Annotated in this window: 30 protein-coding genes; 5 read left to right on the top strand and 25 right to left on the bottom strand. The window is 64.9% G+C overall.

Features of this window, described 5'->3' with window-relative positions; all coding sequences use genetic code 11:
• The first annotated feature begins 57 nt into the window (after nucleotides 1-57).
• A complete protein-coding gene (locus METRZ18153_RS0103100) occupies nucleotides 58-1,380 on the top strand; it encodes a hemolysin family protein (RefSeq protein ID WP_020163366.1) in 1,323 nt (440 codons plus the stop codon).
• A 655-nt stretch (nucleotides 1,381-2,035) separates the two neighbouring features.
• On the opposite strand, the gene METRZ18153_RS0103095 is transcribed toward METRZ18153_RS0103100, so the two are convergent.
• The 24 genes from METRZ18153_RS0103095 to METRZ18153_RS0102985 form a co-directional block, all read right to left on the bottom strand.
• A complete protein-coding gene (locus METRZ18153_RS0103095) occupies nucleotides 2,036-3,307 on the bottom strand; it encodes an RNA polymerase sigma factor (protein ID WP_029143510.1) in 1,272 nt (423 codons plus the stop codon).
• A gap of 50 nt (nucleotides 3,308-3,357) precedes the next feature.
• Nucleotides 3,358-3,765, bottom strand: coding sequence for a YciI family protein (locus METRZ18153_RS0103090; protein WP_020163364.1), 408 nt, complete (start codon nucleotides 3,763-3,765; stop codon nucleotides 3,358-3,360).
• Nucleotides 3,766-4,229: 464 nt separating this feature from the next.
• Nucleotides 4,230-5,246 carry a magnesium transporter gene (locus METRZ18153_RS0103085; protein WP_232415951.1) on the bottom strand — a complete coding sequence of 339 codons (1,017 nt, stop codon included), beginning with the start codon at nucleotides 5,244-5,246 and terminating at the stop codon, nucleotides 4,230-4,232.
• 67 nt (nucleotides 5,247-5,313) lie between these two features.
• Nucleotides 5,314-5,751, bottom strand: coding sequence for a hypothetical protein (locus tag METRZ18153_RS0103080; RefSeq protein WP_020163362.1), 438 nt, complete (start codon nucleotides 5,749-5,751; stop codon nucleotides 5,314-5,316).
• An 84-nt stretch (nucleotides 5,752-5,835) separates the two neighbouring features.
• Nucleotides 5,836-6,147 (bottom strand): hypothetical protein, encoded by a 312-nt coding sequence (locus METRZ18153_RS0103075; protein ID WP_020163361.1) that lies wholly within the window; start codon nucleotides 6,145-6,147, stop codon nucleotides 5,836-5,838.
• Nucleotides 6,148-6,260: 113 nt separating this feature from the next.
• Nucleotides 6,261-6,893, bottom strand: coding sequence for an HAD hydrolase-like protein (locus METRZ18153_RS0103070; protein WP_020163360.1), 633 nt, complete (start codon nucleotides 6,891-6,893; stop codon nucleotides 6,261-6,263).
• A 57-nt stretch (nucleotides 6,894-6,950) separates the two neighbouring features.
• Entirely contained in the window at nucleotides 6,951-7,286 is a 336-nt protein-coding gene (locus METRZ18153_RS0103065; protein ID WP_020163359.1) for a YggL 50S ribosome-binding family protein, read from the bottom strand.
• Nucleotides 7,287-7,450: 164 nt separating this feature from the next.
• Nucleotides 7,451-8,065, bottom strand: a complete 615-nt coding sequence (locus METRZ18153_RS0103060) for a YfbM family protein (RefSeq protein ID WP_020163358.1) — start codon at nucleotides 8,063-8,065, stop codon at nucleotides 7,451-7,453.
• A 70-nt stretch (nucleotides 8,066-8,135) separates the two neighbouring features.
• Nucleotides 8,136-8,429 carry a type II toxin-antitoxin system RelE/ParE family toxin gene (locus METRZ18153_RS0103055; RefSeq protein ID WP_020163357.1) on the bottom strand — a complete coding sequence of 98 codons (294 nt, stop codon included), beginning with the start codon at nucleotides 8,427-8,429 and terminating at the stop codon, nucleotides 8,136-8,138.
• Nucleotides 8,426-8,650 carry an addiction module protein gene (locus tag METRZ18153_RS0103050; protein WP_020163356.1) on the bottom strand — a complete coding sequence of 75 codons (225 nt, stop codon included), beginning with the start codon at nucleotides 8,648-8,650 and terminating at the stop codon, nucleotides 8,426-8,428. Before METRZ18153_RS0103050 ends, METRZ18153_RS0103055 begins: the two co-directional genes overlap by 4 nt.
• Nucleotides 8,651-8,767: 117 nt before the next feature.
• Nucleotides 8,768-9,025 carry a hypothetical protein gene (locus tag METRZ18153_RS0103045; RefSeq protein ID WP_020163355.1) on the bottom strand — a complete coding sequence of 86 codons (258 nt, stop codon included), beginning with the start codon at nucleotides 9,023-9,025 and terminating at the stop codon, nucleotides 8,768-8,770.
• A gap of 58 nt (nucleotides 9,026-9,083) precedes the next feature.
• Nucleotides 9,084-9,440 carry a hypothetical protein gene (locus METRZ18153_RS0103040; protein WP_081629054.1) on the bottom strand — a complete coding sequence of 119 codons (357 nt, stop codon included), beginning with the start codon at nucleotides 9,438-9,440 and terminating at the stop codon, nucleotides 9,084-9,086.
• A 53-nt stretch (nucleotides 9,441-9,493) separates the two neighbouring features.
• Nucleotides 9,494-9,799 carry a hypothetical protein gene (locus METRZ18153_RS0103035; protein ID WP_157257182.1) on the bottom strand — a complete coding sequence of 102 codons (306 nt, stop codon included), beginning with the start codon at nucleotides 9,797-9,799 and terminating at the stop codon, nucleotides 9,494-9,496.
• Nucleotides 9,800-9,813: 14 nt separating this feature from the next.
• Nucleotides 9,814-10,299 (bottom strand): hypothetical protein, encoded by a 486-nt coding sequence (locus tag METRZ18153_RS0103030; protein ID WP_020163352.1) that lies wholly within the window; start codon nucleotides 10,297-10,299, stop codon nucleotides 9,814-9,816.
• 11 nt (nucleotides 10,300-10,310) lie between these two features.
• The gene (locus tag METRZ18153_RS0103025; RefSeq protein WP_232415950.1) at nucleotides 10,311-10,658 is read right to left on the bottom strand and encodes a hypothetical protein; all 348 of its coding nucleotides are present in this window, start codon (nucleotides 10,656-10,658) and stop codon (nucleotides 10,311-10,313) included.
• A gap of 798 nt (nucleotides 10,659-11,456) precedes the next feature.
• Nucleotides 11,457-11,735 (bottom strand): hypothetical protein, encoded by a 279-nt coding sequence (locus METRZ18153_RS20785; protein ID WP_157257181.1) that lies wholly within the window; start codon nucleotides 11,733-11,735, stop codon nucleotides 11,457-11,459.
• A 106-nt stretch (nucleotides 11,736-11,841) separates the two neighbouring features.
• The gene (locus METRZ18153_RS0103015) at nucleotides 11,842-12,399 is read right to left on the bottom strand and encodes a hypothetical protein (protein WP_020163349.1); all 558 of its coding nucleotides are present in this window, start codon (nucleotides 12,397-12,399) and stop codon (nucleotides 11,842-11,844) included.
• A 189-nt stretch (nucleotides 12,400-12,588) separates the two neighbouring features.
• A complete protein-coding gene (locus tag METRZ18153_RS0103010) occupies nucleotides 12,589-14,127 on the bottom strand; it encodes a transposase (RefSeq protein WP_020162865.1) in 1,539 nt (512 codons plus the stop codon).
• A gap of 155 nt (nucleotides 14,128-14,282) precedes the next feature.
• Nucleotides 14,283-14,648, bottom strand: coding sequence for an SMI1/KNR4 family protein (locus tag METRZ18153_RS0103005; protein WP_020163348.1), 366 nt, complete (start codon nucleotides 14,646-14,648; stop codon nucleotides 14,283-14,285).
• Between the two features lie 75 nt (nucleotides 14,649-14,723).
• Nucleotides 14,724-15,620, bottom strand: coding sequence for a DUF5677 domain-containing protein (locus METRZ18153_RS20455; protein WP_198291204.1), 897 nt, complete (start codon nucleotides 15,618-15,620; stop codon nucleotides 14,724-14,726).
• Nucleotides 15,621-15,625: 5 nt separating this feature from the next.
• Nucleotides 15,626-16,078 carry a hypothetical protein gene (locus tag METRZ18153_RS0102995; RefSeq protein WP_157257180.1) on the bottom strand — a complete coding sequence of 151 codons (453 nt, stop codon included), beginning with the start codon at nucleotides 16,076-16,078 and terminating at the stop codon, nucleotides 15,626-15,628.
• Nucleotides 16,079-16,205: 127 nt separating this feature from the next.
• Nucleotides 16,206-16,601 (bottom strand): hypothetical protein, encoded by a 396-nt coding sequence (locus METRZ18153_RS0102990; RefSeq protein ID WP_020163345.1) that lies wholly within the window; start codon nucleotides 16,599-16,601, stop codon nucleotides 16,206-16,208.
• A gap of 381 nt (nucleotides 16,602-16,982) precedes the next feature.
• Nucleotides 16,983-17,465 carry a hypothetical protein gene (locus METRZ18153_RS20780; protein ID WP_157257169.1) on the bottom strand — a complete coding sequence of 161 codons (483 nt, stop codon included), beginning with the start codon at nucleotides 17,463-17,465 and terminating at the stop codon, nucleotides 16,983-16,985.
• A gap of 215 nt (nucleotides 17,466-17,680) precedes the next feature.
• Nucleotides 17,681-18,568 carry a LysR family transcriptional regulator gene (locus tag METRZ18153_RS0102985; RefSeq protein ID WP_020163344.1) on the bottom strand — a complete coding sequence of 296 codons (888 nt, stop codon included), beginning with the start codon at nucleotides 18,566-18,568 and terminating at the stop codon, nucleotides 17,681-17,683.
• A gap of 95 nt (nucleotides 18,569-18,663) precedes the next feature.
• On the opposite strand from METRZ18153_RS0102985, the gene METRZ18153_RS0102980 reads away from it, so the two are divergent.
• The 4 genes from METRZ18153_RS0102980 to METRZ18153_RS0102965 all read left to right on the top strand — a co-directional run bounded on the left by METRZ18153_RS0102980 (nucleotide 18,664) and on the right by METRZ18153_RS0102965 (nucleotide 21,669).
• Nucleotides 18,664-19,488: a DODA-type extradiol aromatic ring-opening family dioxygenase gene (locus METRZ18153_RS0102980; RefSeq protein WP_020163343.1), complete on the top strand. Its 825-nt coding sequence runs from the start codon at nucleotides 18,664-18,666 to the stop codon at nucleotides 19,486-19,488.
• Nucleotides 19,485-20,072 carry a cytochrome b gene (locus METRZ18153_RS0102975; protein WP_020163342.1) on the top strand — a complete coding sequence of 196 codons (588 nt, stop codon included), beginning with the start codon at nucleotides 19,485-19,487 and terminating at the stop codon, nucleotides 20,070-20,072. Before METRZ18153_RS0102980 ends, METRZ18153_RS0102975 begins: the two co-directional genes overlap by 4 nt.
• Nucleotides 20,073-20,128: 56 nt before the next feature.
• Complete coding sequence (locus METRZ18153_RS0102970) at nucleotides 20,129-20,704, top strand: YceI family protein (RefSeq protein WP_020163341.1); 576 nt, start codon at nucleotides 20,129-20,131, stop codon at nucleotides 20,702-20,704.
• Nucleotides 20,705-21,105: 401 nt separating this feature from the next.
• Nucleotides 21,106-21,669, top strand: coding sequence for an antibiotic biosynthesis monooxygenase (locus METRZ18153_RS0102965; protein WP_020163340.1), 564 nt, complete (start codon nucleotides 21,106-21,108; stop codon nucleotides 21,667-21,669).
• Between the two features lie 326 nt (nucleotides 21,670-21,995).
• Here the strand turns inward: METRZ18153_RS0102965 and METRZ18153_RS0102960 are convergent, their stop codons facing one another.
• Complete coding sequence (locus METRZ18153_RS0102960) at nucleotides 21,996-22,640, bottom strand: histidine phosphatase family protein (RefSeq protein WP_020163339.1); 645 nt, start codon at nucleotides 22,638-22,640, stop codon at nucleotides 21,996-21,998.
• Between the last annotated feature and the right edge of the window lie 261 nt (nucleotides 22,641-22,901).

Raw genomic sequence — 22,901 nt, 5'->3', positions numbered from 1 at the left:
GATAATGGTCCTTCCTTCACACCGGGGCCACGCATTGGACAGCGGGTGGCCTGCAGCATGGACGTAGCACTACTGTTTGCACTCATCCTGCTCAACGGCGTCTTCGCGATGTCGGAAATCGCCGTCGTGTCGTCGCGCAAGGCGCGCCTGATCGGTCTTGCCGAGGACGGCCACAAGGGGGCGCAGGCCGCCATACGGCTGCACGACGACCCGTCGAACTTCCTGTCGACGATACAGGTCGGCATCACGTCGATCGGCATCCTGAGCGGCGCCATGGGCGAAACGGTACTGGCCGACCCGCTGGCCGCGTGGCTGTCGGGATTCCCGCTGATCGAGCCCTATGCACGCACGGTGGCGCTGTCCGTCGTGGTGGTCGGCATCACCTATTTCTCCGTCGTGGTCGGCGAACTGGTGCCGAAACGGCTGGCACTGCTGGCGCCCGAAGGCATCGCCTCGCTCATTTCGCGGCCCATGGTGCTGCTGGCGCGCGTCGCGCGGCCGCTGGTGTGGGTGCTGTCGGTCACCAGCAACGCCATCCTGCGCATCGCCGGTGCGCGCCGCACCGACGAGCCGCCGATCACCGACGAGGAGATCAAGGTGCTGATGGGCCAGGGCGCCGAAGCGGGCGTGTTCCACCAGAGCGAACAGCAGATCGTGTCCAACGTGCTGCGCCTGGACGAACTGCGCGTCGGCGCCATCATGACGCCGCGCAAGGACATCCACGCGATCGACCTCGACGACCCGGAGGACGACATACGCCGGCGCATCGCCGACAGCCCCTACAGCCGCGTGCTGGTGTGCCGCGACGGTCTCGAACACGTGCTCGGCGTTCTGCAGAGCGGCGCCCTGCTGAAGCAGTCGCTGGCCGGCGAAACGATAGACCGGCGCAGCATCGAGGCGCTGCTCGAAGCGCCTCTCTACGTGCCGGACACGGTCAGCACCGCACAACTGCTGGAGAACTTCCGTCGCACGCGCAAGCACCTCGCGCTGCTGGTCGATGAGTACGGCGATCTGCAGGGGCTGGTCACTGTCAACGACGTGCTCGCCGCCATCGTCGGCGACATGTCGGTGCCGACGGCGCACGAGGAAGCGGACGTGGTTCAGCGCGCGGATGGCTCGTGGCTGGTCAACGGCGGCACGTCGATCGAGCGCGTCAAATCGGTGCTCGGCATCGACGACGCACTGCCGGGCGAGGACAGCGGAAACTTCCACACGGTGGGCGGACTGGTGCTGCACATGCTCGGCCGCATCCCGGTGGCCACCGATTTCTTCGAGGTCGCCGGCCTGCGCATCGAGGTGATGGACATGGACCGCAACCGCGTCGACAAGGTGCTGGTGCAGCGACTCGAACCGCTGCCTGCCTCGGTCGAGGCGGAGTAAACCGACATTCGCAAGCCGCGGACGCATGCACCACGCAGCAGCATGCGCCGGGCGGCTGCACCGCCCTTCGACCACCTGTCGCACCGGGTTGCACACCCTGAGCCGTCTGCGGAACAGACGCAGATGAAGTATTTGTGACAGCCCTTGCAGGCAGGCGGACAAGGGCGATACTCGGCTCTCCTCCTCCACAGCAATGGCTGTGAGTTCTCAAAGGCGGCCTGCGGGCCGCCTTTTTTTTCGTCGGTGCGCTGGTTGTGTGCACGCCCTGTGGGAGCGGCCCTGGCCGCGACGCGGCGAGTGCGGGCCGCCGGCTTCGATCACGGACGCAATCGCGAGCAAGCTCGCTCCCACAGCTTTCGGCACAGGATCGCGCGACGGATCTCCGTGGGAGGCAGCCCTTGCTGCGGACGGGGCCTGAAAGCGGCGCAGCACGCTGCCCACCGCCGCTGTCGGGGTCAAGACCCCTCCCACAGAACCCGCTCGGGCTCCGGCCGCAGGTCTGGCGCATGCCCCTGTGGGAGCAGCCTTGGCTGCGACACGGCCGTCGCGCTCCGCACCAGGCTGCTGTCCGGGCCGGAAGACCTCTCCCACAAACCCCGGCGCCGCGCTGATCGGTTTGGCCGCGCGCCGTCGCCGGGAACTGCCCGCATGAGTGTCAGCGTGCTGCGTCCGCACTGACGCGGGCGCGTTCGGTCAGCAGTTCGCGCTCGCGTTCGTTCTGCGTCAGCGCGGCGGCGCGGCGGAACTCTTCGCAGGCTTCGCTGTGGCGGCCGAGCTTGGCCAGCAGGTCGCCACGTACGCCGGGCAACAGGTGGTAGTGGCGCAGCGCCGCTTCGTCGCGCAGCGCGTCGGCGATCTCCAGACCGGCCGCCGGGCCGAAGGCCATGCCGACGGCGACCGCGCGATTGAGTTCGACCACCGGTGACGGCGCGATCTGCGCCAGCGCGTCGTACAGCGCGGCGATGCGCGGCCAGTCGGTGTGGTCGGCGTGGGCGGCGCGCGCATGACAGGCGGCGATGGCGGCCTGCAGCGCATACGGGCCGTAGCCGCCGCCGAGCGCGTCGACGCGTTCCAGCGCGGCCAGCCCGCGGCGTATCAGCAGACGGTCCCAGCGCGTGCGGTCCTGTTCCAGCAGCAGCACCGGTGCGCCGCGAGCGTCGGTGCGCGCGTGCAGGCGCGAGGCCTGGATTTCCATCAGCGCCACCAGGCCGTGCACTTCGGCGACCTGCGGCGCCAGCTCTGCCAGTATGCGACCGAGGCGCAGGGCCTCTTCGCACAGCGCCGGTCGCATCCACTGCTCGCCGGCGGTGGCGGCATAGCCCTCGTTGAAGATGAGGTAGATCACCTTCAGCACGGCGTCGAGCCGCTCCCCCAGCTCCGCCGGCCCGGGCAGTTCGAAGGGCACGCGCGCCTCGCTCAGCGTGCGCTTGGCGCGCACGATGCGCTGCGCCAGCGTCGCCTCCGGCACCAGGAAGGCGCGCGCGATGTCCGGCGTGGCCAGGCCGCCGACCATCTTCAGCGTCAGCGCGACGCGCGCTTCCACCGACAGTACCGGGTGGCAGGCGACGAACATCAGGCGCAGCACGTCGTCACCGATCGGTTCGTCGAGCGCGCTGTCCGGGGCCGGTGGCGCGCCGTCCTGGAGCTGCGATTCGATTTCCCAGGTCAGCGCATCGGCCTTGGTTGCCTGCATGCTGCGATGACGCAGCAGGTCGAGCGCGCGGTTCTTCGCGGTGGCGGTGAGCCAGGCGCCGGGATTGTCCGGCACGCCCTTGTCGGGCCACTGTTCGAGCGCCGTCACCAGCGCGTCCTGCGCCAGTTCCTCGGCGAGGCCGACGTCGCGCACCATGCGCGCCAGCGCGCCGATGATGCGCGCCGACTCGATGCGCCAGACGGCGTCCAGCGTGCGGTGCAGGTCGGCCGTCATCGTCCGGTGTGCACCGTCGTCGTGGTCCCGTGCGTCATGCATCGTCTCCTTCAGGCCGTGTCCATCCGGCGGAAGCGTTCCACCGCCTCACCGGGTGCGAAGTCGTCCAGTTCGAACACCTGACGCACCTCGATCTCGGCGTCACGCCCCTCGCCGGCCGGGTTCGGAAAGCGGCGTGTCCAGTGCAACGCCTCTTCGCGCGAGGCGACCTGGATCAGCGTATAGCCGGCGATCAGCTCCTTCGTCTCGGCGAACGGGCCGTCGATGACGCTGCGCCCGGCATCGCGGTAACGCACGCGCCAGCCCTTCGAACTGGCCTGCAGCCCGGAGGCGTCGAGCAGCACGCCGGCGCGCATCAGTTCTTCATGATAGGTGGCCATCGAAGCCATCAGTGCTTCCTCCGGCATGACACCCGCCTCGCTGTCCGCGGTGGCCTTGACGATGATCATGTAACGCATGGCAGCTCTCCTGGAGTCGGCGCGACAGGCGCCGTCGCAGGGTCGACGAGCGACCGGTGCGCGGATCGACAGCAGGGGCTGCAGTATGCCTATGTCGCGGCCAAGGCCGCTCCCCCAGGAGTCGCACCCACGGGGAGCACGCGCGATCCGCGGCCAAAGCCGGGTGTTCTGTGGGAGGGGTCTTCTGACCCCGACGCCAACCTGTATCGAAGCCTGCGGACCGTAGCGGCCGTGTCGCGGCCAAGGCCGCTACCACCGGGGCTGCCCCGACAGGGGGCGCGCCCGATCCGTTGCCGGAGGCGGGGTCTTGTGGGAGCGAGCTTGCTCGCGATAGCGGCCTTGATCGAAGCTCTGCCTCCCCCGCCAATGCAGGAGACGGAAAGACCTCCGCCCGCACACGCCCCTCTCCCGCTTCAGCGTGAGCGGGACCGCGGATGAGGGCCGAACTCGCAACCGGCCCGCCTTCACCCCTGCACCATCACCGCGCTGGCCACCGCGAAATAGGTGAGCAGCGTCAGCAGATCCTGCACGATGGTGGCGAGCGGGCCGCTGCCGTAGGCGGGGTCGCTGCCCAGGCGGCCGAGCAGCCAGGGCAGGAAGAGACCTATCGTCGTCGCGATGCCGCCGGCCATCACCAGCGAGAGCGCCACCGCGAACGCCAGCGTCGGGTCGCCGAAGGCCAGCCAGACGCAGGGAAAGGTTAGCCCGCCCAGCACCAGTCCGATCAGCAGACCGGTGCGCACCTCGCCACCGACCAGCGCGCCGATCGACGCGTGGCTCAGCGACAGGCCACGCACTGCGACCGCTTCGGTCTGCGTGCCGATGGCGTCCGCCAGATAGACCAGCCCCGGCACGAAGAAGGCGAGCGCCGGACTCAGCGACAGCGTGCGCTCGAAGCCGGCCATGATGAAGGTGGCGAACATGCTGCCGGCCAGACCGATCAGCAGCCAGGGCAGACGGTGACGCAGGCGGCGCATCGGCGCCGATTCGATCGCCTCGCGCGCACGCCGCGTCTCGCGCGTGATGCCGGCGAGGCGGTGGATGTCCTCGACGTGCTCGCGACGCAGGATATGCAGCAGCGCGGTCGATGGCACGACGCCGAGCAGCCGGCCGTGCGTATCGACCACCGGCATCGCGTCGAGCACGTGATGCAGCGCCAGCGACGCGACGCGCTCCTGGTCGGTGTGCGCATGCACGGTCGGGCAGTCACGCCGCATCACCGCGTCGATGCGTGCGCCCTGCCCCGCGCGGAACAGATCGGCCAGCGGCACGATGCCGATCAGGCTTTCGTCATCATCGACCACGCACACGATGTCGAGGCAGTCGTAGTGCCGGGCGCGCAGGTCGGCCAGCACCGCATCGACGGTCTGCGCCGGATGCACGCGCGGCACGGCGGCGAGCAGGTAACGGCCGGCGCTTTCGTCGGCCGGCAGAACGCTCGGCACCGACGGATCGTTTGCAGGAGGGGCATGGGCGCTCATGACGGGTTCCATCCGGACAGTGTTCCGCCATGGTGCCGCATCGCGCGGCACCTCGTCATGCGCAGGATCAGCCGGCCGCCGGCGCCGGCCAGACCGGGAACACGATGAGGCCGAAGATGGCGAGCAGCCAGAACACCGCCGATAAGGCGTAGGGCGCGAGCATGGTCACCAGCACCACGCCCTTCCAGTCGTCATGGTCGGGCGACGGAGCCAGCGCACCGGCCGTGAACGCCTCTTCCTGATAGAAGGCGACCAGCGTCGAAATGCGGTATTCGGCCAGCAGGAACAGCACCGACAGCACCAGCCCGACCACGCCGAGGCCGACCCGGTAGGGCGCGTGGGCCAGGAAGAGCGACCCGCCCTGCGAGAACGCGAACGCGAGCAGCGCCCCCAGCACGGCGGAAAACACCGTGAACATCGCGAAGCGCATCGTGCCGTAGTGGCGCGCGGTTTCGCCGGCGATGCGGGCGCGGGCGAGTTCGGGATCGTCGCGGTCGCTGCACATGACATTCGGCTCCAGGACTGAAGAGCGGACGATACGCCAGAGCAGCTGAAGTCGGCCAGCCCGGAACGGCGGGACGGCGGGTGTTCAGTGCGCGGTCGTGGACAGTGCCGCCATCGACGTAAAGCCCGCCTGACGTCCGGCCTTCGCATCGGCCAGCGCCTTCCACTGCGCGCGGACCTGAGCGACGACCTGGGCGAAATGTTCGGGCAAGGCCGGGTGATGCTGCAGGAAGAACAGGTTGGACACGATCTTGCGCGCCAGCAGCGGATGAACCTCATGCACGCCCTGCCCGGTCTGCCCCGATGCCGGGTCCGCGTAGCGCGTCATCAACGCCATCGTCGCAGCCAGCATGCCGAAAGGGCAAGGCATCCGGGGCTCATCGGTATCGAATTCCATCGTCCGCTTCCTGTGGCTGAGGGTCGCAGGAAGTGCGCCCGCTCGGGAAGCCAGATTAACGCAAATGCGAATCGTTCGCAAATAAACGGTGCCGCGCATTCGAGGTCGCCCGCTCAGGGCCGGAACACGAGTGCCGGCAGCTCACCCGGCGCCGCGCACAGCCGCACGCCGGTCAGCCCGGCGAAGCGGTCCGGCACGGTATAACCCCAGGCCACCGCGACGAAATCCAGCCCGAGCGACTGCGCCACTTCGAGGTCGCGCAGCTCGTCGCCGACGCTCACCGTCCGTTCCGCCACAGCCCCGGCCGCCTTCATCACCCGCCGCGTCTTCGCCGCCTTGCCGAACAGCGACGCACCGCAGCCCCAGTGATCGATCAGCGGACGGCAGTCGTCGCCGAGCACCCGCTCCACCGTGTCGCGTGCGTTCGACGTGACGATGCCGATCCGCGCACCACCTGCCTTCAGCGCGTGCAGCACTTCGGGTACGCCGTCGAACAGCTTCACCTCGTCCGCCCGCTCGCGCACATACGCGCGCATCGTCGCCACGACTGCCGGCAGCTTCCACAGCGACAACCCCACCTCGGCCACGATGTCACGCGCGCCGAGGCGACGCAGGCGGTCGAGGTCGGTCGTATCGACGGCGCGGAAGCCATACCGCTGCGCCGCGTACGTCCACGCGTCGAGAAACAGATGGAAGGAGTCGGCGAGCGTGCCGTCGAAATCGAACAGGACGAGGGGGTGGGTCATACGAATGCAAGGGTGCGCTAAAGGCAGCACGCGGACCTCCGCCGCGTCGGCTCGGCGTCAGGCCTGATCGTTCTCCGCCGGATACCAGACGTCGATCAGCGGGCCGACCTCCGTCTCGCTCACCTCCGACCGCCCCGCGAGCCAGGATCGCACCGCCTCGCGATGCTGCTCGCCGGCCGACCCGCGCTTGCGCAGACAGGCCATCCCGCGCGTCGATCCGCCATACAGCAGGCCGTTGCCCTCGATCGCGTCGCCGATGAAGGCATCCCAGAAGGCACCCATTTCGTCCGCGGACAGGCCGTCGCGCAGCCTGAAGGCCACCTCGAAACCCAGTTCCTGAAACTCGTCGATGTGCAGCTTCTTGCGCAGGCGGCGCGAACGGTGATGTGACATCCGGTACTCCCGAATCCGAAAACCGAAGAAGGGCCACGAGGCGGGCGGCGTTGCTCCGCTGTCTCTGTGGCAGGTCCGGCGTCTGATCGCCGGGCCGACAGTATCGCCCTGCTACCGTCACGGGTGACAGCACATTCGATGACGGACACCGGCAAGACAGTGACTCAAGTGAGACTGATGATCAGGCCAGCGCGCCCCTCCGCTGCCCGCGTCACGAAGGTCCTGAGCTCGCCGAAGTACTCCATGCAGTAGCCGAAGCTGTCGTCCTCGGCCGGGTCGCGGTCCCAGATGCCGGGGTAGATGTCGAGCTGCGTCATCTGCGCCGGATCGAAGCGTGCACGCATGAAAGCCTCGTCGATGCCGGCGAGCGCGCAGGCCTCCGCCTTCACCTCCGCCGCCGTCATGCCGCGCGCGGGCCCGTAGCCGACCTCGACGTCGCCGATCACCGCACCGCCGTGCATCAGGAAGTTCAGCGGCGGCGCCCCCTCCCACGCGGTGCCGGTCAGCATGAAGTGGATGCCGTGCCAGGCCTTGTCGAGATCGGTGGCTTCGACCTCGCCCGGGGCCAGCTGGAAATCCACCGCCGGCGCCTTTGCGCGCGCCGGCCGGCCGAACAGGCGCTGGAAGAAACCGGCCTCCGCAACGCCTGCTTCGGCACGCGCCGCTTCGTACATGCCGTCATCGTCCGGCGACACCACCTTCCACACCAGCGGCGGATCGGCCAGCACCCGGGCCAGGTTGGCGTCACTGACGGTATGCAGTTCGAGAATCATGCTCATGGGCGGGGATCACTCGGGGCAGGCAGCAGGGGAAAAGGCGCCAGAGACTGCGACACGCATGTCCGGCAAGTCAGGATCGTTGTTCGCCGTGCCCGGGATCGCGGCTCTGGTGCCGTACGACCAGCACCTGCAGTCCGTAATCCTTCCTGCAATAGATGACCGCATAGGGAAAGCCGACAAGCGGATATGCCCGGCGATCAGCGCCGGTAGGCGTGCCGAGGTCCGGGTACTCGGCAAGAAGCTTCGTTACGCGCTCGAACTCGGCAAGAAACCGGCCAGCCACACGGCTACCGGCTTCCGATCTGTAGAAGCGGAAAGCATCGGTGAGATCACGATCCGCACCCGGGTGGATCGAAACCTTCACTCCAGTTCCGCACGAAGACGGGCGAGCGCCTGCTCGACCGGAATGGCCACTGCCTCACCGGATTCAAGCTCGGCGTCCCGCTCAGCGGCCAGCGCATCCCAGGCGGCGTCACGAGCACGATCCGCATCCAGACTGGCCACCACACGGTCGAGCAGCCTGGCACGTGCTTCCGGCGCAAGTTGGAGCACTTCTTCAGCAAGGGCTTCCAGCGGACGGGGCATAGCAACCTCCATATTTATCTGCGTAGATTGCCACAACGCGGCATAACAGCCATGGAGCAGGACAGTTGCGGAGCCTGAAAGCGAGCGATGAAAAGAACCTTCGTACGCACGTGCTCCCTACCGCGTGACCAGCACGAAAGCCGCGATGACCGCCACGGCGACGCACACGCCTCGCCGCGGATACAGCGACCACGCATTCAGCAGCACGAACAGCCCGAGCAGGCAGCGGCCGCGCAGGCGTCTGTCCTGCCGAAGCCGCCGGAAGTTCGCCTGCAGCGCGTCGCGCTCACCCTGACAGGCGAAGAATGCGTGGTAAAGCGGCAGGCCGATCAGCCAGAGCGCGGCGAAGAAGGCGCACAGGAAGAGCAGGGTCATGTGGGCGGTCTCCGTCGCGGCACGAAGGAATTGACGGGAATCACGATGCATCACCACATCAAGCCTTGCGCTCGCCTGAGGCCTGCGGCGCATACCGGGGCCAGTCGGCCGGAACCAACAGAGCCCGCCCGATGAACGGCCCGAACGCGACCAGGACAATCGATAGCAGTGCCAACGACGGCGGCGCCGTGACGCCGAACAGCAGAGCTCCGCCATTCAGCATCGCAACCCCGATGAGTACCCACCGCAGGGCGGCGCGTTCGAGCGGGTGCGGATTCAATTGCAGCGCACCGATGCACGACGGACATTTCAGAAACCATCTGAACGCCAGCCAGGATGATTCGCCCTGCAGTGGCACCTTCTTCAATCGCCTGCGCGAAAGGTTCTCTCCGCAAAGAGGGCAATCACACTTCATGCGAAGTCTCCATCAAACGGCGCAGCGCGAGGACCACAGCGCATTGCGTGTAATCAGGTGCGAAGGTAGGCGACATAGAACGGAAACCCTGAGAGCGCACACACCATACCGGCGGCAAGCCACGAGGCGTCAAAGGCCGGATACCCGAGCCGTAGGAAAGCAAGAAAGCCCAGAAAGGGCGAGAACAGATAAAGCCAGTCCGGTGAAGAGAAGGCCGACATTTCCGCCAGATCGGGAAAAGCCCAGCGCAGCCGAATCACTATCCAGCACACGGGCACGCTCAGTATCAGCGCAATGCCTTGCGGGGTGTCCAGACAACGACCGTAAGAAAGCCAGATTCGCAGACGCGACAAGTGCATCGACGAAGTGTCCTCTAATAGTAGTGGTAGTCAACCTGGATTCGCCCGGACGACGACTCCTTCCGGATGACGCGGGCTCGCGCGTCGGAGTGCAACTCGATCTTCGTATCCGAGACCCATTGAACTGTCACCTTTGGTCCACCGTACTGCGTTCGTGGCGCGGGGTCGTTGTTGGATTCCACCACGAAGAAACTCGTTACGCCCCAAAGCTTCCGGTCTTCGATCTCAAGCGTGCTGCCTCCGGGGAGGATCGCCATATGTGTATTGAAACCGGTGGTCGCACCGCAGTCGATCTGGTACGAAACAGCTTTCGACTTCCGATTTGGCGAGAGCACCTCGTCCACCACGTACGTTCCGCATAAGCGGTCATCAGCGTTCGACAGCAGCGCCAACAGAGCGGCGAATGCGAGTGCACACATCAGCATCAGACCGATCACGCACTTTTTCCAGAAAGCCATGCCTTTCCCCGGGGCAAACTGCATGAGGATCAAGTCCTCCATTCAAGCTGCGGTCAATCGACTGCAACCGTGACATGGCTTACGTTGCCGCCAGGACTGAAACTGACAACCAGCAGGCTTTGCCGCCAGTCCCAGTGGCACTGGCCGAGGCCGTAGCGCAGTGCTTCCGCGGCACCTTCGTCAGGCGCGCCGAGCAGTCCGACCACCTCGACGCGCGTCAGCTTGAGCAGCGCGCCTGTACGTATGAGCGACAGCGCCATTCCGCCCCGCACACAACCCGGATCGTTGAGTTGTACCTGCGCGCGCCGGCTCACCCATTGCTCCGCAACGAAGCTCTCCTCCGGCTCGTGCACGGAAGTGACGTACCGGAAGCCGACGACAGTCAAGGCTGCGACGGACACTACGCTAGCGAGAAGGAGGGCACTCCGCATGACATGACGGGTTCGAGAAGAGGCATCCACAATGTACTTCGGTATGCCCACGTGCTGAATGAAATCAGCCTTTCAGCCGGATCAGCGATCGACATGAAAGTCTGGGGCCGTCTGAGCGGCTGGGCGCCGAGGTCGGGCTGAAGGACAGATACGCAATCTGCAGCAGGCCTCGAACATGCATGTTCAACAAGCTTTTCACGTCGTCGCTCGCCTGCCGATCACGATTCGGCCTTCATTCATTGGGCAAGGTCACGCTCTTCTACGGCTCACGCGAACCCGGCTCTTGAGCACCACACGAGGGGCAGGACGAGACCGCGCGATCCGCTGGACCAGCGACGTACCAGAGCCCCCAGATAAGAAAGCCCGCAGTGCCTACGATTACGGCCAAGGTGTAGCGTCCGCCACGCAGGCCGGAGGTGGACGCGAACAACAGCGCGAGGCCAAGGACCACCAGACCGAGCAGAGTCGCACCGACGACGTCGATCATGCTGCGTCGCCGTACTTCGTGTTCAAGCACTGTTCCGCATCTCTGGCACGTACTTTTCGTTCCCTGAGTTGTGATGTGCATATGGGCGGCGCTACCGTGTCCGGCTCAGAAGTGAAGGGCTCGCGCTGGTTATCGACGAAAGTAACCCTACGCCCCGCGAGGCGGATTGACGCAGCCTAAAGGCGGGTGTTCGGCGGTCCGGTAGACGGAATGGTTAGGCGCACCTGCGCCACCGCACGCCCTCGGCAGACGCAAGCTACGACGCGAAAAGCTTGAATAACTCATAGGTGCGGCCAGCTTTGAGACAGGAGATAAATGCCCAGAGCTATAAGTGCCAGGCCAAGCACTTCTACGACGAAGGCAACGAACAAACCTGCGTTTTCTAGTTGGTTCCGCTGCTCGGACGGAAAACGGCCAAATGTGACCGCACGGCAAGCGAACCAGCCCACCGACCAACCGACCGTTTGCACACAGAACTCCCAACCAAGCCACCAAAGCGCACGTAACACGCCCAGCAATAGGGTCCTTGGCAGTGAGATCATGTCCAGGAAGTCAAACATGGGACGGATTGGGGGCGCCTAAGGTCTGAGTAGTGACCTCATGCCTTGCGATCCAGTGGATGGTTTGCGCCATCGCTGAGGCGAACGGGCTCAAGATCAAGTGGATTCACGCGGGCACATTCGAACCAAGCTGCGCGCTTGCGCCGAAGGCTGCTCTGACGATGGCTGACATGTTGCCCGCAACGGTGCCGGACCACCGATCCAGCGACGACGGAATGCCACCTAAAGAATCCGGATCAGCTAGATCGTAGATTTCAGCGAACATAAAGTCGGCAGCGCCCAAGGCGAGGTCATAGTGCGGATACTGCGCGACCGTTGCATTGAGATCATGGTGAGCAACCATTTGGTCTCGAAAACGGACAATGCTCCCTCTGTAGGCTTCCCATTCGTCAGCGCTGAGACCAATCCTCTTCAGTAACTCCGCACGCACTTCTTCATGCCGCTCTTTGGGGATGGTTCGTGTCCAGTGAGTGTCTTCATCCCAGGACCCGAAGACTTTGCACCAGTCGATGGCCGCCGCATCAAGCAGCAGGTTCAGGGTCATGATCCAGAACGTCTGCTTGGGCTCGAGCGCGATTCCTTCGATCATCCGGCGAACTCTGACCGACTGGGCAAAGGCCATGAGCCGGTGAAGCGAAGCCAGAGCGGTATTGCTCGAGTGCATTTGTGACGCCTAACGACGCTGTAGAAATACCCCATTCCGGGGCAAGCGGTTGTGACCGGCGCACGCCGGCTCAAAGTCGTTCATCATCGTTTCAGTCTCTCGATCTTCGCTTCATCGTCGTCCCCTGACGTCAGCGCCGGCCGCTGCCCGACGCGCTCGAAATGGCGTCGGTCTCTGCCGCCAGCTTACCTAATTCGCGTATCCATGGTGCCCGAGCTTTTCGATGTTGTGCACCAGGCAGTACAGCTTCCACTGCCCATCCACCTTCTCCCGCCCGCGCAGCGTGAAGCGACTGAGCCGTTTGTTGTGCCGCAGGTTGCCGAACACGGGCTCGACGGTGGCAAACCGCGCAGCGATCATCCGTTTGCCGTCCGTGGAATCGATGCGCCGCTTCATCCGCTCGGTGTGTGATTCGGTGGGGCCTCGCTTGCCGCGGAAGAAGGCGACCTGTCGCACTTTCGTTGTGCCCGGCGTGCGCAGGCAGCGGCTGCGCTGCTCGCACGGCACGCAGTCGCGCGCGGCGCCGGTGTATTTGGTGGCGGCGTAGCCGTTGATCGTGCATTCACCGCCGTTGCGATAGAGGCGCTTGCCCGCTGGGCACAGGCAGTGGCTGCGGTCCTCGGCTTCGGTGAAGTCGGTGTTGGCGTAGGGCTTGTTCTTGCCGGCGGTGCGCGCTGCCTTCGCCTTCTCGCTCTTGTCCCACAGCGTGTCGGGTTTCGCTTTGTGCTTGGCCTGATCGGCGTATCTGGGGTCACGCTGCCTGTAGCCGTTGTCGCACACCCACGCGGGAATGCCGCGCTTATCCAGTTCGGCGAGGTTCTTCTCGGAGTGATAGCCCGCGTCGGCGCAGATCGCGGTGTCCTGGCTGCGCTGAGCGGAAGAGGCGTCGATCACCGGCAGCAGCAGTTCCTGTTCCGATCCGGTGCCGTGCGCCTGCGCATTGACCACGATCTGGTGGGCGGCATCGACGGCGGCCACGCCGGTATAGCCCTGGAGCACGCCCTTGGCGGTGGCCATCTTGGCCGATTCGTTGTCGGTACGATTCGAGAGGCGAACCGCGCCCTTGGCGCCGCGTCGGTCGTCCGGGTGGCGCGCAAGCCAGTCTCGGATCTTTGCCGCTTCGCTTGAAAGTCTTTCGCGGGTGCGCTGCGCACGGGCTGCCTCGTCGTCGCAGCCGGCGGCATCGCGCGCCTTCTGCTCACAGATCATGCGCTGCACGGCCGCTTCCATCTTCGCCGCCTCGCGCTCGAAATCGGCACGGGTGCCGCTCTTCGCCTTGGATGCGTTCGACGGCAGCTTCACACCGTCGATGGCGAAGAGCTCGCGCCCGATCAGCCCTTCGCGGTCGCACACCAGCAGCACCTCGGTGAAGAGCGCTTGGGCCTCATTGCCGAGACTGCTGACGAAGTGCGCGACGGTTGTGAAGTGCGGCGCGCTATCGCCGGAGACGGCCATGAACAGCACGTTGGTGCGGCAGGCAGTGGCGATGGATCGGGAGCTGATCAGCCCGCGCGAGTAACCAAGCAGCACGATCTTGAGCAGCACGGCCGGATCGAAGGCCGGAGCGCCGCCTGCGTCGTTGGTGTAACGCTCGCGCAGGGCAGACAGATCGAGTTCGTTGTCGACCAGGTGGCAGAGTGCGAACTCGAAGGTGCCGGGCAGCACCTGCTGCGCGAAATCGACCGGGATCAACTTCAGGCCGTAGTCGGGTGTCTTGAATCGCGGCATCGCGGGGCTCCGTAGAGGCGATGCGGAATCATAACAACGGCATGTGAACGGGTGACGGTGGGGAGGGGTTTTTCTACAGCCTCAACGCCCGCGTTAACCGGCCGGCCGAGCAACGCGAGGCCGGTCCGAGTTGAACGCGTTGTTGGGCCCCAGTGTCACGAGTGGAGCTCCCGTAGCTGCGGCAGCCACTCGGCTAGTGACGGAGCTTCCTGTCTGAACGTTCGGTCGTCGTGATCGAAAAACAAGATTGGAGGGGCCGTATGTTTTGTATCGATGCAGAAGTAGTTTCCCGCGCCGTCACTGCCAATGACGAAATAGTGTGCCGGCCAGGTGACTCCCCATAGCGGCCCCTTCCTTACACTCTCGTTGTCACTGACCAGTTCCCATTGTTGGTTATAGAGCTCCAGCCCGCTTACTACTTCCGGTAGATCCTTTGGGTAGGCCAGCAACAAGGAGACGTACTCGCCAGGCAGCGTGACGTCGAACTGTGCCTCGATAGCTGCGATGTCCGAGCGCTTCATATTTCTGGGGCCCAACGTTGGACATAAGCGGCCCGCAAAAAGCGCAGCTTTTTGTGGGTCCGCTTGATGGACGGGTTAGGTGTCATCTGCCGCAGAGTCTCGCGACGAGGACGGTGGAGGGAAAGCTGATGCGTCTTTTGTGCTGACATCTAGGAGCCTGTCAAAGATTCTCTGTTCGGCTGCGCCCAGGCGGCCTAAGGCTTGAACCTCAGCAAAGGCTGCCATATATCCGCAAGCAGCGTGAAGAACGGCAACGAGTATCTCTTCGAGCTGACGAACGGTACCCTCTTGGAATGCTTCCGTAGTTTCATCGCCATGCAGATGCCCTGTATAGAAGAAGCTGACACCAAACGGTGAGCCGTGTATGACCTCGGAGGACAAGTTATAGATCAACGCGTACGCCGCCAGCAACCTAGAACCCGCCCGCTTTCCAGCAAGCTCGCCAACACGTCGAATCCGACTTGGTACATCAAGAGGTGACCAGGTGCCCATGCCCTTGCCACTGGACTCTGGAAACCTGGTGGCGAGCGTTTGGGCCGCATTGGGGTCGGAGGAAACCTCAAGAGAAAAGTCCCCACTTCCAACGCCACGGTTGTGGTGCTTCCAGGCTGCGTACTCCACGTATCGGACTGCTCGCTCAGAGACTTGATCTGACTCCGACAGGAGGTAGGCCGCATTCACGAAGGTTTCAATCACGGAGCGGGCTACAGGGTAGGCATCTCTTACGGGAATTCCGCGAAGCTTCGCCATGCGAAGAACGGTATTCATGGATTGCCCTGCACCCATAGCCAGCAAGGTTGAGGCACGTCGTCGCGGTTCCGTCAGAGAGCAAGCTAAACGCTCTCCTTCAAATTCGGCGGGTCCTTCAGAGGCAATGTATAACGCGAGACGTATGAGTTCGAGTTGAAGAAGTCCGATTCCACGCAATGCATCGACAAGCGGAACTTGCTCCGTGACGGCGGGCTTCTCCATGACGCCTAACGTTTGACATGAGAGGCGGCGCCCGGCTTGCCGGGCGACCTCATCTCGATGGAAGGGTTTGGCGCCACTTTCGCGTAGGTGATGACATAGCGACGCGCCCCAACAGCACAAAGCTCAAACCAACGGACAGTGGTTCCTTCGTTGGTGAGCCACTTGGCTCTCTTGCCAGTCTGTTCGTGGGAAACCTCTGCCTCAACGCCATAAAGTTTCTCAAGTTCAACGAGTGCTTTGACAGCCTCTTGGATGCACTGCTGATCTGTTTGAGTGAGGAACGTGAAGCCAATCACTTCAACCGCGCCTCCGGAAGCCGAGAGATCGACGTTCACCTGGGCTTCTTGCCCGAGATGGCTTGCCTTGAACTCTTTGCGTACCGCTTCGCTAGGCGTTCCACGCATCACCTGCTTCCAAGGTGTATCGGGCCGGATTGCGGTGGCGTCGGAGCGAGACATGCCCAGTGAAAAGCCTTCGAATGAGAAGACGGTTGCTTCGCGCCCCAGCGAAAGGCTGGACGCGCACGCCAAGAGGACGGTGGCTACTCGCGATCGCATAGCGTTCAGTGGCGCCTAACGTGAAAGCTCAGCGGCGCCAAAAAGGCGGTAGCCTTTTTGGCGTCCGATGGAGCGCCTTGTTGGGCGCTTTTCGTTTACCAAGGACAAGCCCGCCAAGCGCACCCACGGCAACCAGCAGAGATGAAGCGGCGGCCGAGAAAAAGTACACCATGCCTTGCTCGTTCAATATTGCCGTTCTCATGTAGGGCTCCTGCCACAGGTCCCAAGTACCCCACAGCATGATTGCCCCTAAGCCCATGCCGAGTAAGGCTAGCCACCAGCGGAACCCAGCCAACGCCAAGGCGGCAGCGCCGAATAAGATGCCTTGCAGCAGAAGAAAACCAATGGTCGGAATCTTGTCCGACACCTCTGCGGCTGCAAGTGTCGGTATAAGCAACCCGAAGAGCAGAACTGTGATTCTCATGACGCCCAACGTCGTAGTTGTGCGGGCGCCGGAGCAGCGCAGCCGCGCAGGGCACCCAAAGCGCAGCTTTGGGCGGTCCGCTCGAACGCAGTGTTGGACGGCGCCGAAACCGTTCGCGAAGCCACGCTGTGCATGACGAAGCCGTTGCCCCTCAAAGTTGATTTGAACTGAACCAGGCCGGCGGCGCCTGCGACGGCCCGCCACTCCCATGCCCCGAAACACTAGCACAAGGTCATGGAGCGACAAGGGGGGCCACTCACTTGCACTCGGAGTGCTGCCGCTACCTATCTCGCTGACCGCCGCAGCCGCCGCTCGGGCGCCGCACGCCGATTCGGACCGCCCACCAGCGCCACAAGAACCGGTGCCGTTCAACGTTTGCATTCACCGGCCTTGCGCGGCTTTATGCGCAAGGTCCTGTGGAATGATTGGTTGGGCATTAGATACCTCGCGAAGTGAGCGCCGCCACGGTAGAAAACTGAGAAGGTTGCTCCATGTGCCAACGGTCTTCCAGCCACTATCACTTGGGGCTTGAAGTTCTGCCCTCACGCAACGATCGCCGCGATAGTGCTCTAGAACACGATATTCGCCCGACAGAAAGCCAATGACCGCGGCAATATATTCGGCTACGCGCGATGGCTTTGTGCAAGGGAACCACTCGAGCCAAAAATGCCCGACAGAGAAATGCAGTTCATCATTGTTTTGAAGCGCAAGCCACACTTTGTGATTAAGCCCAGGCTGGACGGGCATAAGAATGCTTAGCTCGACGGGAGCCTCGGGTTCCTCAATCATTTGGAGAGAAGGAAAACGAGCAGAAATTTCGGCAATTGCCTGGCGTGCAACAGTTAACTCGGCGGTCGGTTTCATGATGCCCAACTTTGTTTTCTGGCGCATTTTTGCGCCATAACTATGGACGCTGCCGGATAAGCGGGCAGGTGTGATCGTTCCGAAACGGTTTCAGGCTCACGGTTTTGGCGCGCCATGCTGTGTATTCATCCAGTATTAAACAGCGATGAAAAACCTCACCCCTTCAATTTCTCATCTAGGGTCATCCAGAATGTACCTGAACAGGCTGTGTCCAACTATGCCATCAGCCTTTCGGCCAACCAGTCCATCAGCACCCTGACCCGGTGCGGCACATGCCGGTTGCCGGGCAGCACGGCATACACGCCCAGTTCCGGTGTCGCGCAGTCGGTGAGCACAGGCAGCAGCCGACCGTCGGCCAGCCAGGGGTCGAGGATGAAATCGGGCTGGCAGGTGAGGCCCATGCCGCGGGCGGCGGCTTCGGTCAGGACGTCGCCGTTGCTGGCGGTGAGCGGGCTGCGCAGCGGCACGGTGACGGTGCGGCCGTCGGGCGTGGTGAAGGTCCAGCTCGGGTGGGCGGCGACGGCGGTGTAGCCGAGGCAGGCGTGGTTCGCGAGGTCTTCAGGCGTGGCCGGGGTGCCGTGGCGGGCGAGATAGTCGGGTGAGGCGACCGCGATCAGGCGGCTCGTGCCGATGCGGCGCGCGACGGTGGCGGGGTCGAGCTTCGTGGTGACGCGGATGGCGAGGTCCATGCCCTCTTCGATCAGGTTCACGCGGCGGTCGTTGTAGTCGATATCGAGCGTGACTTCCGGGTAGTGCTCGGCGAAATCGAGCAGCAGTGGCGACAGGCGCTTCAGGCCGTAGCTCAGCGGCGCGCCGACGCGGATCGGGCCGCGCGGTGTCTGCCGCTCTTCGGCTATGCCGGTTTCTGCGGCTTCGACCAGGTTCAGGATGACGCGGCATTTCTCCAGATAGGCGGTGCCGGCCGAGGTGAGCGACAGCCGGCGCGTGCTGCGCGCGAGCAGCTTGGCGCCGAGGTGGGCTTCGAGCGCGGCGATCTGCCGGGTGACCACCGAGCGGGCAACACCCATCTGCTGGGCGACGGCGGAGAAGCTGCCCAGTTCGACCACGCGAACGAAGAGTTGCATGGCGTCGAGACGATCCATTGTTGCGATTCCTGCAACGAGTATTTGCGGATTGTCGTCTATTTCGGACAAGCCGGAATGACTAAGCTGCAGTCATCGAATCACGGATGTCCGCCATGAGCACCGCCGCACTGCACACCTACCCGTCCAGCCTCTTCGTACCGCACGGCGCGCCGACCTTTGCGCTGCGCCCGGGTGCGGCCGGTGCGGCGCTGAAGGCGAAGGCCGACCTGCTGCCGCGGCCGCGCGCCATCGTCGCGGTCAGCGCGCACTGGGACAGCACCGTACCCACGGTCGGCACCGCCGACCGGCTGGACACCATTCACGATTTCTACGGCTTCCCGCCCGAGCTGTATGGGATCCGCTACCCGGCGACCGGCTGCCGCGAACTGGCGGGCATCGTTGCCTCGGCCATCGAGGACGCCGGCCTGCCGGTGCAGCTCGACGCCGAACGCGGCCTCGATCACGGCGCCTGGGTGCCGCTGCGCCTGATGTACCCCGACGCCGACGTGCCGGTGATTCCGCTGTCGCTGCAGAGCCGCGGCGGCGCCGAAGGCGCCTACCGGCTGGGCCGGGCGCTGGCGCCGCTGGCGGCGCAAGGCCTGCGCGTGCTCGGCTCCGGCAACCTGACGCACAACCTGCGCGACTGGCAGATCGTCGCCCACGGCGACGGCCGCACGCCGGCCTATGTGCGCGCCTTCGCCGACTGGTTCGCCGAACGGCTGGCGGCAGGCGACACCGACGCGCTGCTCGACTACCGGCGCCGCGCGCCGGACGCCGTGCGTGCCCACCCGAGCGAGGAACACCTGCTGCCCTTCTTCGTCGCGCTCGGCGCCGCAGGCGAAGGTGCGACCGCCGAGCGCTTCCACGCCGGCATCGACGACTATGTGCTGGCGATGGACGCCTGGGCCTTCACCCCTGATCGAGGAGCGCTGCAATGAGCCTGAAGAACACCGCCGACAGCTACGGCCGCATCGCCAAGTGGTTCCACTGGACCACGGCGGCACTCTTTCTCGCCGCCTACGTGTCGGTCTATTACCGCCAGTGGTTCACCGAGAAGCAGACGCCGGAGAACATGACCGCGCTGCAGATCCATCTGTCGGTCGGCGTCAGCATCGCCGTCATCGTGGCGCTGCGCGTGATCTGGCGCCTGATGAACCGCGCGCCCGCAGACGAGCCGGGCACGCCGCTGGCGCACCTCGCCGCTCACCTGGGCCATCTGGCGCTGTACGCGGTGATGGTCGTCGCGCCGATCACCGGCTACCTCGGCACCGGCGTGAACACGGATTTCTTCTTCCTGTTCGAGATTCCGAAATTCGAGAGCACCGCGCTGTTCCAGAGCGTGGTGGCCGAAGGCATGGGTCTCGACTTCAAGACCTTCGAAAAGCCGATCGACTTCATCCACAAGGATGTGCTCGGCGCCTGGCTGATCTGGCTGCTCGTGCTGGGCCACGCCGGCGCCGCGCTGTACCACCACTTCGTCCTGCGTGACCGCACGCTGGTGAAGATGACTTCCGGCGGCTGAGCCGCCCTCACCCTCGCTGCATATATATATAGATGTACCCAAACCGGAGAACCGCCATGACCTCGCTGAAAGCCCTCATCGCCTCGCTCGCCCTCGCCGCTGTCGCCGCCCCCGCGCTGGCCGCGCCGGAAACCTTCAAGCTCGACCCGAACCACAGCTTCCCGCGCTTCTCGTACAGCCACTTCGGCTACTCGACCCAGCTGAGCCGTTTCGACAAGACTTCCGGCACGATCACGCTGGACCGCGCGGCGAAGACCGGCGCCGTCGACATCACCATCGACACGAAGTCGGTGAGCACCGGTTCGTCGCTGTTCAACGAGCACATCCAGGCCGAAGACTTCCTGGACACCGCCCGCTTCCCGACCGCCACCTTCAAGTCGACCAAGGTGGTGTTCGACGGCGACAAGCCGGTCGCGGTCGACGGCACGCTGACGCTGAAGGGCGTGAGCAAGCCAGTGACGCTGAAGGTGACCAGCTTCCATTCGATGCCGCACCCGATGACGAAGAAGGACGCCATCGGCGCCAACGCGACGGTCACCGTCAAGCGCACCGACTTCAACATGGGCAAGTACGCCCCGAACGTCGGCGACGAAGTGACCATCGACATCGCAGTCGAAGCGATCAAGGAGTAAGCAGCAGGAGATGCGCCCGACCTGCGGCCGGGCCGGGATTCTGTGGGAGGGGTCTCTGAATCCGACAGCTGCGAGTCGTCACAGGCACTGTCGCGGCCAAGGCCGCTCCCACAAGGGTTGCGCCAGATCCGCGACCCGAGCCTGGAGCATGGTTCTGTGGGAGGGGTCTTGACCCCGACAGCGGCAGGTCGTCATACGCACTGTCGCGGCCAAGGCCGCTCCCACAAGGGTTGCGCCAGATCCGCGACCCGAGCCTGGAGCATGGTTCTGTGGGAGGGGTCTCGACCCCGACAGCGGCGGGTCGTCATACGCACTGTCGGGGTCAAGATCTCTCCCACCGGGGCATCGAAGTACGCAACCCAGCTTCTCTAACAAACGCAATACGGATAACGGAGATCATCATGAGCGCCGCCCCACCGCAAGCCCATGTCACCCGCATCGCCCGCCGCCGGGCACGGGTCGGGTTCGAGGTCGAATACGAAGCGCTGATCCGCGAAATGTTCGAAGCCATGCGTCATGCGCCCGGCTTTCTCGGCGCTCAGATGATCACGCCAGAGCAGCCGGGCGGCGATTACCAGGTGATCGCGCATTTCCGTTCCGAAGCCGATCTGAAGGCGTGGGACGAAAGCCCGGCACGCGCGGCGCTGCAGCCACGGCTGTGCGCCGCCGGCGAGAACGAGCCGGAGTACCGGGTGGTGACCGGGCTGGAGGCGTGGTTCGGCCCGCAGGTGGTGGCGCCGTCCACCCACCCGCCGCGCGCCCGCATGGCACTGGTGACCTGGATGGGCATCTTTCCGACCGTGTCGCTCTTCCTGTGGCTGGTGGCGCCCTGGCTGACGCCGCTGCCCTTCCTGCCGCGCGTCGCGCTGCTGACCGCGCTGATCGTGATCACGATGACCTGGGTGGTGATGCCGCGGCTGACGCGGCTGATGCGCGGTTTCCTGAATCCGGCGGCGGGCAGATAGCGCCCGTCTTCGAAGGGCGCACCGGCCTTGTGGGAGCGAGCTTGCTCGCGATTGCGGCCTGGATAGAAGCCGGCGGCGCCTGACGGCCGCGTCGCGGCCAAGGCCGCTCCCACAGGGGACGCGCCGATCCGCGCCCCGAACCTTTGCCGAGGTCTTGTGGGAGGGGTCTTCTGACCCCGACAGCGGCCTGCCGAAGCCCCATCGCGACCAGAGGTCGCTCCCACAAAAGCAGTCCCGGATCACGGTCGGAGCGGGGTTCTGGTGGGCGCGAGCGTGCTCGCGATTGCGGCGTGGATCGAAGCCGATGGCTTGCGACGCCGCGCTGCTTACGCCGGCAACTCGTCCAGCGCACCGTCGAGGTGGGTCTGGTCGCCCCAGCGCTCGATGCGCCAGCCGTTCGCATCGTGCGCGATCCAGTTCAGCGCGCAGTTGGCGATGTCGAAGTCGCGCTTGCCGGTCAGCGGCATCCCGCGCACACGGCGGGCGACAATGTCGAGCACGCCGCCGTGCGTCACCAGCAGCAGCGTGTGACCGGCGTGGCGCGCGCGCAGCGTTTCAATCAGCCCCCAGATGCGGGCATCGAACTGCAGCAGGCTTTCGCCGCTGCCGCCCGGAAACTGCGCGGCGGGCTCACGTGCTTCGAAACGGTGGAAGTCCTCCGGGTGGCGCTCGCGCGCCTCGGCGTAGGTCAGCCCCTGGAAGGCGCCGTAATGCCGTTCGCGCAGCGCCGGCTCCGGCATGACCGGCTGGCCGCGCGGCACCGCGATGCGCCAGGCCGTCACCCAGGCGCGACCAAGGTCGGACCCGTAGAGCGTGTCGATGCGCTCGGCCAGCAGCGCCTGTGCGGTGGCCTGCGCCTGCAGCAGGCCGCGCTCGTTCAGCGGAATGTCGATCTGGCCCTGCACGCGACGGTCGACGTTCCAGGTGGTTTCGCCGTGGCGGACCAGGCAGATGCGGGTGGTGGCGGTCATGGAGCGATCCTTGTGCGATGCAATATTGTAGGGCGTCGGCAGCTGCTACGTTCAGCGGCCGCGTCGCGGCCAAGGCCGCTCGCACAGAGACGGTGAGCCCGATCAAGGAGCGGAGCCTGAATCCGGGTTCTGTGGGAGGGGTCTTCTGACCCCGACTGCGGCCAGAATCGAAGCCAGCGGACTGCATCGGCCGCGTCGCGGTCAGAAGACCGCTCCCACAGTGCGTCGCAGCCGCCTCAGCGGTTACCATCGCGCCTTCAC

Source organism: Methyloversatilis discipulorum (genome assembly GCF_000385375.1).
In the GTDB taxonomy this organism is placed as follows: Bacteria; Pseudomonadota; Gammaproteobacteria; order Burkholderiales; family Rhodocyclaceae; genus Methyloversatilis; species Methyloversatilis discipulorum_A.
This window is presented reverse-complemented; position numbering and strand designations above follow the sequence as displayed.